The 16,530-nt window shown below is 34.1% G+C and carries 9 protein-coding genes; 4 read left to right on the plus strand and 5 right to left on the minus strand.

The window, feature by feature from the left end; genetic code table 11:
* Positions 1-47: 47 nt before the first annotated feature.
* The 5 genes from ATO12_RS06070 to ATO12_RS06090 all read right to left on the minus strand — a co-directional run bounded on the left by ATO12_RS06070 (position 48) and on the right by ATO12_RS06090 (position 9,437).
* Positions 48-443, minus strand: a complete 396-nt coding sequence (locus ATO12_RS06070) for a hypothetical protein (protein WP_034240126.1) — start codon at positions 441-443, stop codon at positions 48-50.
* A complete protein-coding gene (locus ATO12_RS06075) occupies positions 443-934 on the minus strand; it encodes a hypothetical protein (protein ID WP_034240129.1) in 492 nt (163 codons plus the stop codon). The genes ATO12_RS06070 and ATO12_RS06075 overlap by 1 nt, the downstream gene beginning before the upstream one ends.
* Before the next feature lie 467 nt (positions 935-1,401).
* Positions 1,402-4,707 carry a VCBS repeat-containing protein gene (locus tag ATO12_RS06080; RefSeq protein ID WP_165583344.1) on the minus strand — a complete coding sequence of 1,102 codons (3,306 nt, stop codon included), beginning with the start codon at positions 4,705-4,707 and terminating at the stop codon, positions 1,402-1,404.
* A gap of 114 nt (positions 4,708-4,821) precedes the next feature.
* The gene (locus ATO12_RS06085) at positions 4,822-6,342 is read right to left on the minus strand and encodes a RagB/SusD family nutrient uptake outer membrane protein (protein ID WP_081801980.1); all 1,521 of its coding nucleotides are present in this window, start codon (positions 6,340-6,342) and stop codon (positions 4,822-4,824) included.
* Between the two features lie 29 nt (positions 6,343-6,371).
* Complete coding sequence (locus tag ATO12_RS06090; protein ID WP_034240134.1) at positions 6,372-9,437, minus strand: SusC/RagA family TonB-linked outer membrane protein; 3,066 nt, start codon at positions 9,435-9,437, stop codon at positions 6,372-6,374.
* Between the two features lie 142 nt (positions 9,438-9,579).
* On the opposite strand from ATO12_RS06090, the gene ATO12_RS06095 reads away from it, so the two are divergent.
* From ATO12_RS06095 to ATO12_RS06110, 4 genes are read left to right on the plus strand one after another with little or no spacing between them, the layout of a single operon-like run.
* Positions 9,580-10,578: a GntR family transcriptional regulator gene (locus ATO12_RS06095; RefSeq protein WP_034240137.1), complete on the plus strand. Its 999-nt coding sequence runs from the start codon at positions 9,580-9,582 to the stop codon at positions 10,576-10,578.
* 3 nt (positions 10,579-10,581) lie between these two features.
* Positions 10,582-11,487, plus strand: a complete 906-nt coding sequence (locus ATO12_RS06100) for an aldose 1-epimerase (protein ID WP_051575642.1) — start codon at positions 10,582-10,584, stop codon at positions 11,485-11,487.
* Positions 11,480-13,483 carry an MGH1-like glycoside hydrolase domain-containing protein gene (locus ATO12_RS06105; RefSeq protein ID WP_051575643.1) on the plus strand — a complete coding sequence of 668 codons (2,004 nt, stop codon included), beginning with the start codon at positions 11,480-11,482 and terminating at the stop codon, positions 13,481-13,483. Before ATO12_RS06100 ends, ATO12_RS06105 begins: the two co-directional genes overlap by 8 nt.
* A gap of 3 nt (positions 13,484-13,486) precedes the next feature.
* Positions 13,487-16,525 (plus strand): aminotransferase class III-fold pyridoxal phosphate-dependent enzyme, encoded by a 3,039-nt coding sequence (locus ATO12_RS06110; protein WP_034240476.1) that lies wholly within the window; start codon positions 13,487-13,489, stop codon positions 16,523-16,525.
* The last annotated feature ends 5 nt before the right edge of the window (positions 16,526-16,530 follow it).

A 16,530-nucleotide genomic window follows, 5' to 3' on the forward strand; every position in this document is an offset into this window, starting at 1 on the left:
CCTAAATATGCAATAAATAATTCAATATTTTATATATAAAATTATTACTAAGAATTTGAACCGACTAATGCCCTAATTTTATCTAAATATGATTTAGCTACTTTTGCTTTTTTTGGGCTAACACGATAATTACTATATCTACAGGTACGACAGAAATCATGAAGGCTTCTATATAAATTACCAGCACCTTCGATTCTTTGCTCAACTAGTTTTATAGTAGATTGATGTTTGGAAATTTTAATGCCTTCATTTAAAGATTTAGAAAAATATTGCTCAAAACTAGAATATTCATAACCTTCTTCATCTCTAAATGGGAATATTTCTTCTTGAACTAGGTGTAATGCAGAATAAAAAGCTGTCGTAATTACCCAATCATAAAACTTACCATCCTTTAAAAGAAATTCACATGCTTCAAAATTATGCTGAGAATGAGATTTAGACATTAGTTAGTTTCAGACATTTTATAGTCCATAAAAAATCCATCTGAAACCAATAAACTTGTATTGAACTGCCCATCTGCTCTATCAGAGAACAAAAACATTAAATTGTAATATTTATCGTTCGTCACTTCTTCTTCAATAGTTGCCGCAAAATCGTAACTTACTAGAAAATCTTCAGAAATAAATTCATCTTCTGGTAAGGTGATTAGAATAACAAAATCATTGAAAGACTTAATTTTTAAATGGGCAGAAATTGGATTTAACTTCCTTTTCTTTAAAAATGACAACATTTTATCAGTATAAACTGCCGATTTATTAATGTTTTCATTTAGTTTATCAACAAAAATTTGTTTAGTTTCTTTGATTCCTTCTTTTTTCCCTTTTAGATAAGCATCAATAACATCATCATTAGTGAATATAGAATTTTTATCAACAGAAACCTCCCAAGTTTGAGAATCACCTAATCCGCTTGTATTAGTTGTAGTTGTTTCCATAAAATCGCTTGCAAAGGTAGAATAATATTGTAAATAACAATGTTATAAATCTATTAGTTTCATTTCAAAAATCAAAATAAAGACAATAAGTGGATTAGCAATATATATAAAAATAGCGAATTCTATGCCAAAAATTTCATTAATCTTATTTTACAGGCTTAAATTATTTTAAACCTTAATATTAAATGATAAACTATTTTCTTTCAAAAAACTGTTTGAACCATCCTTTCTTTTCTTAGACTTTAAAGTGCTGTCAGGAGTTTTTATTGTAGTAGTATCATTATCAAGAACAGACTCTACAATAAAAACATCCCACATAAATATAAACAGGCATTAAAAGAGTAATAATTTATACTAACTCTGAAACTTATCTTTACACATACCTAGTATACATGAAAAATTTATTCCAAAAAGGTTTATGAATTTCTTCCCATATTATTTTTCCCGTATCAACTCTACATTAAGATTTAATCATTAGCTTCAATCCATACTAATTCTTTATTATTTCTGCCAAAAAGAACTGCTTTCTTTCCTTTATATCTAAATGGCCGTATTGCTTTTACATCTCCTTTAATTAAGATGCCACTTTTAGCTGCCGGAACGGGAACAAAACTATGTCCTCCATTATTTTTAAGTAGTAATCCGTAACTGGCGTCATTTCTCGGAGTTTCAATTTCTGATTGATATAAGTTTCCGGCAACAAGAATATCCTTTAATCCATCATCATCAAAATCATCAATATGAATATCGTTTATAGAAGATAGCTGTGCTTGTTTGGGAAGCTCTACAATGTTGAATTTTCCATCTCCTAAATTTTCTATAAAAACAGAAGCAAAGGTATACGCTTTGGCGTGTAACGCTTTTTCTAATTTTTCTTGCCCATATACCTGAATCAGGTCGGCAGAACCAAAATCTTCATAGGTTGGAAATTTTTCTTTTATAAATGGCATTTGAAGCGAGGTACATTCTCGACCACGAAGCGGAAACAAATTTCCATTGTTATAATATCCCAGTACAATATCATTGGTCCCATTATCATCAAAATCATTTGCATAAATCTCGAAAGGCTCTTTAGTAGATGCTTTATATTTATAATTTAACCCTAAGTTACCTACTACATAATCCATATCTCCGTCCTGATCAAAATCAGCACTATTAATCGAATTCCACCAACCATTAGTATTCTCAAACAAAGTGGCATCTTTTTTTAAGGTTTTATCTGTGTTTCTAAATACTGTTATAGGCATCCATTCTCCAACTATAACCAAATCAGATAAGCCATCCTGATCAAAATCTGTCCATAGTGCATCTGTGACCATACCGATTTCAGACAATTCTGGAGCAATCGTTTTGGTAATATCTTTAAAAACACCATTGTTATTTTCTAATAAATAACTTGCTCCGGGATAAGGATATTTTTGTGGTGTATGCCTACTCCCAACAAATACATCCAGGTCTCCATCCTGATCATAATCAAATGGTTTTATGCAGCTGCCACTGGATACTATCTTTGGTAATCTATTATTTTCTTTAACAAAATTTCCATTCGTATTTATATAGAAGCGATCCTGATACATACTATGATTTGCTGGCCATTCATTCCCGCCACTTACCACATATAAATCTAAATCATTATCACCATCTACATCAAAAAATTGGGCAGACACATCTTCAAAAGCTTTTTCTTTTTCCCATAGTGTACTGCCTGAAGATTGAAAAGAACCATCTGGTTGTTGTGTATACAATGCTGCAGGATGATCTTTTGCTCCGCCAATATAAAAATCATCCAATCCATCCATATTTATATCTCCAACTGCAAGTGCAGGCCCAAACTGAGACATTTTATGCGGCAATAAACTTTCTTTTGCATAGTCATCATACTCATTTTCGATATGCTTATGAGGTATATTTATATCTTTTGTAATATTCGTAAAAAGTGTTACCACAGTATCCTTCTTTTTTTCATTTGTAAGAGTGGCATTGTTGTGATTAACAATAATTCTTTTATTAATTTCTGGATGGTTAATCACCTCAACTTTGTTATCTGGCCAGGTTACAGTGACTTTTTGTACCTCGGTATTATTATCCAATCCAATATGTATAATAGGTGCTACTGCAGATTGATATCCTCTTGTGGGATAGTTTTCGAATACCTGAGTTGTCTTTTCTGTTTGCACAGCAATACGCGTACCTATTCCAAAGGGGTTTTGGGAGTCTCCTTTACATTGAAACTGAACATAATTCTTATTCCTGGTATTATTTTGTAGAATAGTAGCTTTTTGATCAATATTATTAATAACCAGATCCAAATCTCCATCGTTGTCTAAATCTGCATAAGCTGCACCATTAGAAAAAGTAGGATTATCAATTCCCCAGGATGTTGATGTCTTTGAAAAAGTTAAATCCCCGTTGTTTTTAAAAAAATAGTTTCTGGTTTTTCGTTGTGGCGTTTTACGAACTAACTCTTCGATTACTTTTTTGATGCTTTCCTTATTTTTATTTGCTTGCTCTAATCGTTTTAGTTTATATTTTCTAAAATCATTATTTCTAAAATCTCTTTTAAGGCCATTGGTAATAAATAGGTCCTTTAATCCATCATTATCAAAATCTGCAAATAGTGGTGCCCAACTCCAATCGGTATTTGATATTCCTGCAAGGTGTGCAATTTCACTAAAACATTCGTCAGAATTATTAAGCTGTAACGCATTAAACATATATTGATAATGAAATCCATTATCTACAGCATGATTAAATGCTTTTGGATTCATCCCACTCATACTGGTTTTGATGCTATAATTATCTTCGGCTACCATATCTAATGAAATGATATCCAACAGCCCGTCATTATTAATATCTGCAATATCGGTTCCCATCGAAAAATTAGAGGTATGCCCGATAGATGATTTTAGTTTTTCTATAAACGTGCCATTTCCAGTATTAAAATAAAGATAATCATGTTCTATATAATCGTTTGCTACATATATATCGGGCCATCCATCTTGATTAAGGTCTCCAATAGAAACTCCTAAACCAAAACCCAAAGAATTTTGTATGATTCCTACCTGATTAGAAACATCGGTAAATTTTCCTAAGTTATTTTGATACAATCGATCTCCTGCCAAGTCATTCTTTTCACTTTTATAGTCTTCTGGATTATTGGTATTAATAGGAGATACATTATGATTTAATAAAAACATATCGAGATCACCATCCTTATCATAATCAAAAAATGCAGCTTGTGTGCTATATCCCGAAAAATTAAGCCCATATTCTGCTGCTGCTTCTGTAAATGTCCCGTTTTTATTGTTTATGAAAAGCTCATTTTCTCGATTTTTAGCTTTTCCCTTACCAGACTTACACACATAAATATCTAACCAACCATCGGCATTGATATCTACCATGGTGACTCCTGTTGTCCATCCAAAAGAACCTTTTACTTTTGCTTGCTTTGTATGATCTTCGAATCTAAAATTGCCTTTATTGATATAGAGCTTATTTTCTTTGAGATTAGAGGTAAAATAAATATCGGATAACCCATCATTATTAACATCCCCGATAGCAACACCACCACCATTATAGAAATATTCATATACCATACTATTCATAGCACTACTTTCTGGTATCTGGTTTATAAAATGAACCCCCGAATGATCTGGTAAAACCGAAGTAAATAATGATGTACTTATTTCAGAATGTGAGTTTTGTTGAGAAGCTTCTTTGTTATGGCATGACACCATTAGCAATATGCTCATTATAACTTGAAGTATCCTCATCATTTTACTGTTTGTGACCATAGTATATAATGTATAATAGCATAAACACCTAAAAATAATAAAATTCTTAGGTGCTTACTAGTTTTAATAACTAACTCAACTTTCGGGGTTTCTTTACCATCCAGGATTTGGTTTAAGATTGGTATTAATATTTATTTCCTGCAATGGTATGGGGTATAAAATATGTTTATCCTGAAAATTCTCTACAAATGGTTTATTGTGATTTTCGAGTGTTGTTTTTATAGATTCTGTAGCTGTACTTCCTCTTTGCCATCTATAAAGATCAAACCAACGAATACCAAATTCCATGGCTAACTCAACTGGGCGTTCATGATGTCGAATTTGATCTCTTAGTTGGCTTTGAGTCATTGTTCCTAATGGAGCAGCTTTGCCTCGTTCTCTAACTTTATTGATCTCTATTATCGCTTGATCTGTTTTGCCATTTTCATTCAACGCTTCGGCATACATTAGTAAAACATCGGCATATCGAATTAAAGCAATGTTTGTTCCATTATAAAAACTTACATCCTGATTAAAAGCGTATTTTTTGAAATATTTAGGATGATTAAGATCACTAGATACAGCACTATACGCAACAACTGCATCGGCATCTCTACTATACATTTCAGAATTAGGGTCGTCAAAGAAAATACTTTCGTATACTCTTTCACTAATTTCTCCTCCAGTAGTTAAATCTGTTTTCATTTCTTCAACCAACCAATCAGAAGGGTAGAATAATTCCCACCCACCAAAGGCATAAGGAGAGACTTGAAAATTAAAAACCTGTCGTTCGTCATTACCATTAGCGCGATCTCCAGAAAATTGAATCTCAAATATGCTTTCATTTCCATTTTCGGCAGCTCCATTAAAATTATCTGCATAATTCGTTAATAAAGAATATCCCATACCGGTTACTTCTCCTAGTTTTACTTCTGCCTGGCTCCATTTTTCCTGAAACAAATATGCTTTACCCAATAATGCCTTTGCAGCACCTTGTGTTGCTCTTCCTTTCCATTCTGATGAATGCTCTGTCAATAAATTTGGTTCTGCTTCTGCGAGATCTTTTTCTATCTGCTCCCATATTTTATCCGGAGTTGTCTGGGATACAAAAAGACGATCTAATTCGGTTTCATAAGTAGTTACCAAAGGCACATTTTCAAAACCGGTTACCAGCCAAAAATAGTACAGTGCTCTTAAGAATTTTGCTTCGGCTACAATCGTATTCTTATCTACCTGAGATAGTGCTTGCATTTCTGGTATTCTTTGTATGATCTGATTAGCTCGCCCTATACCTGCATAGCTACTTTGCCATATATTGTATGGACCTGTATCTTCTGTGGTATTAGAGAAACTTGCCAGGGATCGACTATATGTTTCTCCTGTATTATTGGTCACATCATCAGCACGATATGCCATTGCGGTATATACCTCTTCAAAGAAAGCCCACTTACTTCCACTTGCACTATGCATTGCACCATAAGTAGCTGTTAAGGCTTGTAGTGCATGTTCTTTTGTTTGCCAAAAACTAGAATCGGTCAAATTCTCATTGTTAGGAACGTTCAAAAACTCATCACTACAAGAGTGCAATATTCCTATACAAAGAACTATAATTAATAAATAACTAATTTTTTTCATTGTTCTGTTTTTTTAATTTTTTCTAACTATTACATCGATACGTTAATACCGAATATAAAGGATCTGGTTAATGGGTAGAATCCTCTGTCAACTCCTCTATTAAATGTTCCTCCATTCCCCAGACCTGGATCAAAACCTGAATAATCTGTAATGGTAAATAGATTATTGGCAGTTGCATACACTCTGATTCTCGAAACAGGAATCTTACTTATTGCAGATTCTGGAATCGAATATCCTATTTGTAGGTTCTTTAATCGTAAGTATGATCCATCTTCAAGAAAATAACTAGAAGGTCTAATGTTATTGTTAGGATCACCAAATGCGTTTCTTGGTATATTGGTATTCGTATTCTGTGGCGTCCAGGCATTAACTAAATCAGAAGACACATTATTTCTATCGGTTCTGTATAACCACATTTTTACACCATTGTAGATTTTATTTCCCTGGGTTCCCTGAAAGAATATACTAACATCGAAGTTTTTGTATGTAGCATTAAGAGTTAATCCATATTCAAAATCTGGAAGTCCGCTACCCATATATTTTTTATCATCATCGTTTAATTCACCATCCCCATTTACATCGGTAAATCGTAAATCTCCCGGTGCGGCATCTGGTTGAACTCCATGTGCATCAATTTCTGCCTGGTTTTGAAATATTCCATTGGCTTCAAATAAATAAAATCGACCGATTTCTCCTCCTACTTCAGTACGAGTGGTGGGAAAATTATTAAATTCTATAAAACCATCAGTACGAGCTTCGCCCTCTACTCCAAGTTTTGTAATCTTATTTTTTGAAGTACTTAAGTTTGCAGTAACATCAAAAGAAAAATCTTTGTATTGTTTACTGCTATAGGTAGCAGAAAACTCCCATCCTTTATTTTCTAAATCTCCTGCATTGGTCAAAGGGTCTGTTGTAATTCCAGAAGTACCAGGAACTTTAGTAAACACTAACATATCTGTAGTCTTAGCATTAAAATAATCAAAAGAAGCTTTGATTCTATTATCTAATAAACCAAGATCAATCCCAACATTGGTAGTTGCCGTTTCTTCCCATCGAATATCAGGTGTTGGTAATGAAGTAGCAATTGCCCCAGATAGTATCGCTTGCGTTACATCCTCTCCAAATGGATAGTTTAATTGCTGTCCTCCAGAACCGATCCTTGCCAAAAATAAATGATTAGGGATAAGCTGATTTCCTAATGTACCATAGCTAAAACGAGGTTTTAGCTGAGTAAATAAATCCGACTTAAAAAAGTTTTCGTTATGAACTGCCCAACCCAATGAAACTGAATAGAAAGTACCGTATTGATTCTTAGAACTAAAGCGCGACGAACCATCTCTTCTGGCACTGGCCTGCACATAATATCTATTGGCATAATCATAACTTAAACGACCAAAAACAGATTGTAATGTACTAGAAAAATTTCGGCCAAAAGAAGAAGCATCTCCTATCCCGGCACTTAGCGCTTGTATTGCATCAGATGGTAATCTATTATTACTACCTCCTGCCGAGTTAAATACATTTTCTTCTTTAGAACCTCCAACAAGGATATCAAAATCGTGATCTCCAAATGTTTTGACATAGTTTAATGTATTGTTTAATGTCCAACTGGTAGTTCTTGATCTGGTTTCAGATAAAAACGGATCTTCATTAATAGATTGTGGACCAAAGTTGAATGCGGGCTGAAAGAAAAAGAAGTGCTCGTTTTCTACATTTAATCCGTATTGAAATTGATAACTCAATCCATCAAATAATTTTAAGTCGGCTGCAATATTAAATTGAGTGTATTCATCACGATCAATACGATCGGTTAATTCTCCTTGTCCGATTGGATTTCCCGAACCTAAACCAGTTGCTGGCGTAGCAAATCCATTTAAAGAATTTGCATCATAAATTGCTTTATGAGGTAATTGAGAATAGATGTTTAAAAACGGAGAAAAGCTAGCGTTACCTCCATCAAGAGGTTCAAAAATACTTCGTCTTTTTTCTTTGGCATAAGCCAAACCAGGAGAAATCTTCAAACGGTTATTCAACAATTTGATATCCATATTTAATCGGGTATTAAACCTATTGAAATCTGTATTAATTACAGTTCCTGAATTGGCAAAATAACCTGCCGAAAAATTATAGGTAGTATTTTCTGAACCTCCCGAAACCGAAATATCATGTTTCTGCTCAAAAGCATTTTTGTAGTAGGCGTCTGCCCAATCAGAATCTGCATATTGTTCTCCATTGGTAAGATATGGAGCAGGAGTTTCTCCTACATTAGCATATGCTTCTAGTTTTATCTGATCGTGTTGAGCTCTATTTGCTACCTTTATATTATCATCAATAGAGTGTGTACTTATGTATGAATTTACGACAACCCTCGGGTCTCCTCTTTTTCCTCTTTTTGTAGTAACGATAACCACTCCATTAGAAGCTCTAGATCCATAAATGGTTGCAGCAGATGCATCCCTAAGAATACTAATGTTTTCGATATCAGCAGGGTTTACATAGGATAAATCTCCCGGAACCCCATCAATTACAAACAAAGGGTCATTATTATTTACAGTACCCATACCACGAATTCTGATTACCGGAGCACTCCCTGGGGCACCACTCGCTATTGCTACATTAAGCCCGGCTACTTGCCCTTGTAAAGATGTTGCTATATCGGCAGTAGGTATTTTTTGTATCTCTTCTATATTTACTGAAGTAATAGCAGCAGTTAATTCTGATTTTTTTTGCGTTCCATAACCCACCAAAACAACTTCTCCTAAGCTCTGGGCGTCCTCTTCAAGGCCAATGTTAATTATTGTTTGATTTCCGACCAGAACTTCTTTAGTTACAAATCCTAAATATCTATATACTAATGTTGTTTGCGAATCGGAAACTTCAATTGAATAATTTCCATCGAAATCAGTTTGTGTTCCCTGAGTTTCGTTTCCTTTAATTGTAATTGTAACTCCTGGTAAAGGAGAACCGCTACTATTTTCTGAAACATTACCTGTTATTACTACATTTTGCGCATAAGTATTAGCGAATCCAAATAGAGTAAATCCAAGCAGAGTTAAAAGAAATATAGTATTGGTTTTTCTTTTTTTTGCTTTCATAATCACATTGTTTTTTGGTGATAACCCCTTATTTTACAAGGGTTTTAACGTAAAATATTGGCGCAATATAGAATTTTAGTTTTTAAAAAGGCAACTAGTACCTACCAGTTTTTTAAAAGAAAAAATATGATATATTTGTAGCATGAAAACAATTAATGTAGTAGATAATATAGGTGTCCCTAAATACAAACAGATCATTTCATCAATTGAAAGTGCTATCTTATCTGGGGAGTATAAACGTGGAGATAAACTACCATCGATTAACAGTGTAAAGCTTCGGTTCTCCCTTTCGAGAGATACCGTATTACTCGCCTACAATGATTTAAAAGTAAGAGGAATTGTAAATTCTGTTCCTGGTAAAGGGTACTACGTGAAAAGTGAAAGTATTGAAATCGCACAAAAGATTTTTTTACTGTTTGACGAATTAAATGCCTTTAAAGAAGATTTGTATAATTCTTTTTTAAAAAGTTTAAATAACAATGTAGAGGTAGATATTTATTTTCATCATTTCAATTATGATGTATTTAGCAAATTGATTTATGACAATATTGGGAACTACAATTATTACGTTATCATGCCTGCCAACCTAAATGATATCCCTTCTGTTTTAGATATATTACCTCAAGACAAAGTGTATATACTCGATCAAACTCGTCAAGAGCTTGCTCAATACCCTGCTATTCATCAAAATTTTAAGAAAGATATTCTAACTGGTCTGGTAAAGGGGCTTCATCTCTTAAAAAAATATCAAAAACTAGTACTCCTTTTTCAGGAACAGAAACAACCTTCAGGAATGCTCGAGGGTTTTGAAATGTTTTGCAACACGTATCATTTTAACAGTGAAGTAATTGATTCTCTCGAAGAAAGAACATTAACTAAAGGAGAAGTTTACATAATCCCAGATGATAGAAGCCTTATTCGTATCATAAAAAAAATTAAAGAAGTAGAGTTTACTCTTGCAAAAGATATCGGTATCATATCTTATAATGATACACTTCTTAAAGAAATTGTCGAAGGAGGTATAACCACTATTTCTACTGATTTTAATAAAATGGGAGAGCGCTTAGCCGAAATGATCATGAATAAAGAACAAATTAGAATCGAAAACATAAATAATCTAATCTTAAGAAACTCTCTTTAGCTTTTGTATCAAATAAATCACATAAAAGAACAAATACACCCTAAATATCATATTGAACTTTTAACCGCAGATCAAAGTTCGAGTGCTATAATAGCTTTAAATTTAGGAGGAAGTGTGCAAAGACTATCTATTAATGGTAAAAGTATAATAGCAGGGTTAGAGTTATTAGATTATAATACTACCTATGCTTCTGCTGTTTTATTTCCGTTTGCCAATAGAGTAAAGAATGGAAAATATAGTTTTGAAGATAAACAGTACACTTTAGACCTAAATGTAAAAGAAGAAAACAACGCTTTACATGGTCTGATATATAATAAAACCTTCGAATTTATAAAAGAAGAAATATGTGTTGATCATGCTACGGTAACTATTGGCTATGAAGAGACCAAAAGGGTGAAAGGGTTTCCTTTTAAATACGCTATATATTTAACATACACTTTATCTGCCAATGCCTTAGAGCTCTCTGTAGCGGTAATCAATAATGACAAAACTCCTTTTCCTTTTACTATTGGCTGGCATCCATATTTTTTAAGTAGTGATCTACACAAAAGTTTTCTTACTGTTGAAAGCAATAAAAAATTAGTGTTCGACAAGGATATGATCCCTATGAAGATTAAGGATATTATTATAAAAGGGCCTATCCAGATCAAAGACAGACTTTTTGATGATTGTTATATTCTTAATACTAATTCAGCAAAATTTAATACTCCTGATTATTGTTTGATGCTTGAGTCTTCCTCTGAAGAAAATTATTTGCAAGTATTCACCCCTGAAAAAAGAAATATAATCGCCCTAGAACCCAAAACTGGCCCCTCTAATAGTTTTAATAACAAGTTAGGATTAAGCATCTTAAATCCAAAAGAAACCTATAAGATAAATTGGAAAATTAAACTTCAGAACAATGAATAAAAATGCTCTATTTATACTAATTTCTGTTCTCATATCATGTTTTGGTTGTAAAAAACAAACTGAGATAACTGCACCCGTTGTTACTCCAAAAAAGTATCTCGCATATAGTAAAAACATTCTTAATTATAGCGTTACTCCAAAAGATTCTATCGACAAGTCTAGTTTGATGTTTTCTGATCAGGGAGCATGGTTTGCCTATAGTTTTCCTGATTCAATTCATCCTTCTCCCGGGTTCTCTGGGCCATTTTTAATGACGCAGCAAAATGGAATCTGGAGCAGCGAGATACTTGTAAAATTAAATATTGAAGATGTTTCATGGACTGAATATAAAACAACCGCATACAATAGTCATTTAGAACAAACTTTTACAAATGATGATCTAATACTAAAACAAAAACTGGTATTTGCCTCTGGACATTCCGCATTAATACAGTATACGCTTACCAACAAAACTGATAGAACTATTGAGTTGACCTATAACTGGAAAAACCAGCAGCTTTTAACAAAAACACTAAGATTAGAATCATCAGAAAATAAGATTACCATACACTCTTCAAAATCAAATGCTACCGGGTATATTGTATTTCCTGATGAAACAAAAATCACAAGCACCGATAGCACTTATTCTGCTAAAAATCAGCAACTACATTTAAAACCAAAAACCAGTAAAGAGATTGTAGTTTCACAGACTTTTATTTTTCCCGAATACTCCTGGGAAGAGGAGCAAAAAACGATCGCTACTATTGATTTTGACACTATTTTAAATAAACGTAGCATCGAAAAAGAAACGCAGTTAACCTCTTTGATCGACGCAAGAAAAGAAAAGTTTCAAGATGACAAATATGCTAAATTAATGGCCAAAGCGCATCTTACCTTACAAAACAACTGGCGTATTCCTGCTGGAGAAATACAACACGAAGGATTGTTCCCCAGTTATCACTACAAGTGGTTTAACGGGTTTTGGTCATGGGATTCATGGAAACACGCTGTTGGATTATCTTATTATAATACAGAATTAGCCAAAAAACAAATGCGGTTAATGTTCGAATTTCAGAACGAAGATGGTTTTGTTGCGGATTGTGTATACAGAGATACAAGTATAGAAGATCATAACTATCGAGATACAAAACCACCATTATCTGCATGGGCAGTAGTTAAAATTTATGAAAAAGATCATAATCTTGATTTCGTAAAAGAATTATATCCTAAACTTAAAAAATATCATTATTGGTGGTATCAAAAACGAGATCATGATAAAGATGGACTATGCGAGTATGGATCTACCGATGGCAGCCTTGTTGCTGCCAAGTGGGAAAGTGGTATGGATAACGCCATTCGTTTTGACGATTCAAAAATTCTTAAAAACGAAAAAGGAGCCTATTCTTTAGATCAGGAAAGCGTTGATCTTAATGCATACCTCTACGCAGAAAAACTGTACCTGGAAAAACTTGCAGAAGCCATTCAAAAAAATGATGATGTAAAACAATACCAGGCAGAAGCAAAAAAACTAAAAGAAACAATTCAGAACCAATTCTATGACCCTGCAGATGGTTGGTTTTATGACACAAACCTGGACGGAACAACATTTATAAAAGGAGAAGGTAGCGAAGGATGGACACCTCTTTGGGCAAATGTAGCAACCCAAAAACAAGCAGAATCCGTAAAAAACAAGATGATGAATCCCAGTAAATTCTATACCAAAATGCCTTTTCAGACCATGTCTGCCGATCACCCAAAGTTTGATCCTTTAAAAGGGTATTGGAGGGGCCCTAATTGGCTGGATCAATCTTATTTTGGTGTAAAAGGATTACGTAATTATGGATTTGATAAAGAAGCAGATCAGGCTACGGTACAAATCATTGAAGGAGCAGAAGGATTGTTAGAAAAAGGAAAAGCAATTCGAGAAAATTATCACCCTTTGACTGGGCAAGGCTTACATGCACAAAATTTTAGCTGGAGTGCAGCACATATCATAATGCTATTAATAAAAGAATAGATGATGAAATACTCAACCTTACAGGTAACCACTAATCAGGCAGAACAAATACTGCAACAATTATTCGGCATTACAGGAAAAGCCTCTTCCCTTCCTGGAGAAATTGATTTTAATTTTAGGATTAAAACTAAACATGGAGATGGATACATTCTTAAAATATCAAGACCCGATGAACATATTCATTATCTGGAGTATCAACAACAGCTATTAGAATATGTAGAGAAAAATGGGAAAAACCTTATAGCCCCCAGAGTAATTAGAGATAAAGAAGGCAATGACATATCCGAAATTGTAGATGAAAATAATACACGTAGAAAAGTACGTCTGTTATCCTGGATAAGTGGTAGAGTATGGAGCAGTGTTAATCCGCAATTAGATACGTTGCGATACAGTTTAGGAGAACAATGCGGCTTACTAACAAGTGCTTTACAAGGGTTTGACCATCCCGAAGCACATCGGGAATTTGTTTGGGATATCGCACAATCTTCATGGACCAAAGAACATGTACATCTGTTTGAGGGAGAAGAAAAGGATATCATTTCTTTCTTTCAAGATAGATTTGAAGCCATTCAGGATTCATATGCTACCCTTAGAAAATCGGTAGTTCACAATGATGCTAACGATAATAATGTTATTGTTTCAGAAGACTTGATTCATCCCAAGGTTAAAGCTGCAATCGATTATGGAGATGCGATACACACTCAGATCATTAATGATGTGGCTATTGCCTGTGCATATGCTATAATGAATCATAACGATCCACTAGAAGCGGCTTTACCCATACTACAAGGATACCATGCTACTTTTCCGTTAAAAGAAGATGAAATCAAGTATCTGTATGTAGCAATAGCTATGCGTCTGGTAATTTCTGTTACAAAATCAGCTATTAATAAAATCAAGGAACCCGACAATACTTACTTATTAATTAGTGAAAAACCAGCGTGGGAAGTATTAAAAAAATGGAGACAAATTAGCGAAGAGTATGCTCATTATAGTTTTAGGCATACCTGCGGATACTCTGCTCATCCTAATGAGAAGGCTTTTAGCGTTTGGGTAGAAAATAATAACTACTCCTTATCAGAACTATTTCCTTCGGTTCAAAAAAATGAGGTGTGCCTTTTAGATTTGAGCGTGTCCAGCAAATGGGTTGGGCATCAGCAAGAATTTAATGATTTAGATGTATTTCAATTTAAAGTAGATCGCCTTCAAAAGGAAAATCCCGATAAGATTATCGCAGGCGGATATTTAGAACCCAGAGCGTTATACACATCAACCACCTATGACAAAATAGGAAATAGCGGACGAGAAAGTAGAACAGTCCATCTTGGGGTAGATTTTTGGCTCCCTGACAATACTTCGGTTCATGCCGTATTAGACGGAGAAGTTGTAACAGCATTTAATCATGCCGGAGACAAAAACTACGGAGGATTAATTATACTCAAACATCAAACCGAGTCATTAGAATTTTATACGCTATATGGGCATTTAACTGTTAATAGCGCACTACAAAAACAGCCTGGAGATAGTATAAAAAAAGGGGAATGTATTGGATACCTTGGTGATCCAACTCAAAATGGAAATTGGGCTCCACATCTACATTTTCAGATTATGCTTTCTATGTTGGATTATACCGTAGATTTTCCTGGAGTAGCCTATTATAATCAAATAGAAGTGTGGAAAGGCCTATGCCCGGATCCAAACTCATTATTCAAATTAGAAAGTCTCAATTCTCTAAGTGATACCACTAATGAAGAATTGATCACTTACCGAAAAAAACACCTTGGTAAAAGCCTGAGTCTACAGTATAAGGTACCCATTAAAATGGTACGTGGATCCGGGCAATATCTAATAGATCAATATGGTAAAAAGTATTTAGATACCGTAAATAATGTAGCTCATGTAGGGCACGAAAATTATGCTGTGGTTAAAGCAGGGCAAGAACAAATGGCCTTGATTAATACTAATTCTCGCTATCTACACGACAATATTAATCAATTAGCCCAGGAGTTGATAGAAACATTACCCCCAGAATTAAATGTATTGCATTTTGTTAATTCTGGAAGTGAAGCGAATGAATTAGCCATTAGAATGGTTAAAGCTGTAACAGGAGAACGTGATATCATAGCTTCAGAAGTCGGGTATCATGGAAATGCCAATATGTGCATCGATATTAGTTCCTATAAATTCGATGGTAATGGTGGTCATGGCGCCCCAGAGTATACTCATATATTTCCCTTACCTGATGCGTATAGGGGTAAATACAGAGGAGAAAACACAGGAGAACAATACGCTCTAGAGGTTCAGAATTGTATTGACGAAGTACATAAAAAAGGAAGAAAAATTGGAGCATTTATTATAGAATCCATTATAAGTTGTGGTGGCCAGATCGAATTACCAAATGGTTTTTTACCTAAAGCCTACGAATATACTCGTGCCGCAGGAGGATTATGTATTTCTGATGAAGTACAGGTGGGATGCGGAAGAGTAGGAAAAACGTTTTGGGGATTTCAATTGTATGGTGTAACTCCTGATATTGTAACTATAGGAAAACCTTTAGGTAATGGACATCCATTGGCAGCAGTTGTTTGCACACAAGAAGTAGCCAACAAATTTGCTAATGGAATGGAGTACTTTAACACCTTTGGAGGCAACCCGGTTTCTTCTGCCATAGGAGCAGCAGTTCTTAAAACCGTAAAACGCGAAAACCTACAATCTCACGCTTTAGAAATTGGGGAATTTCTCAAAGAAGAACTACAAAAATTAGCCATAAAATATCCAATCATAGGAGATGTTAGGGGGCAAGGATTATTTCTTGGTTTTGAGCTTGTAGATAATAACATGAATCCTTTGGCAGATCATGCTGATTATTTAGCCAACAGGATAAAAGATCACGGCATCTTAATGAGTACAGATGGTCCGGATCATAATGTATTAAAAATTAAACCTCCCATTATTTTTACTAAAGAAAATGCAGAAGAATTAATTTTTTATCTCGATAAAGTATTTGCAGAAGACTACATGCAGAGTATTAAAGAAATATAACACAG

This window comes from Aquimarina atlantica (assembly GCF_000626715.1).
GTDB classification, from domain to species: Bacteria; Bacteroidota; Bacteroidia; order Flavobacteriales; family Flavobacteriaceae; genus Aquimarina; species Aquimarina atlantica.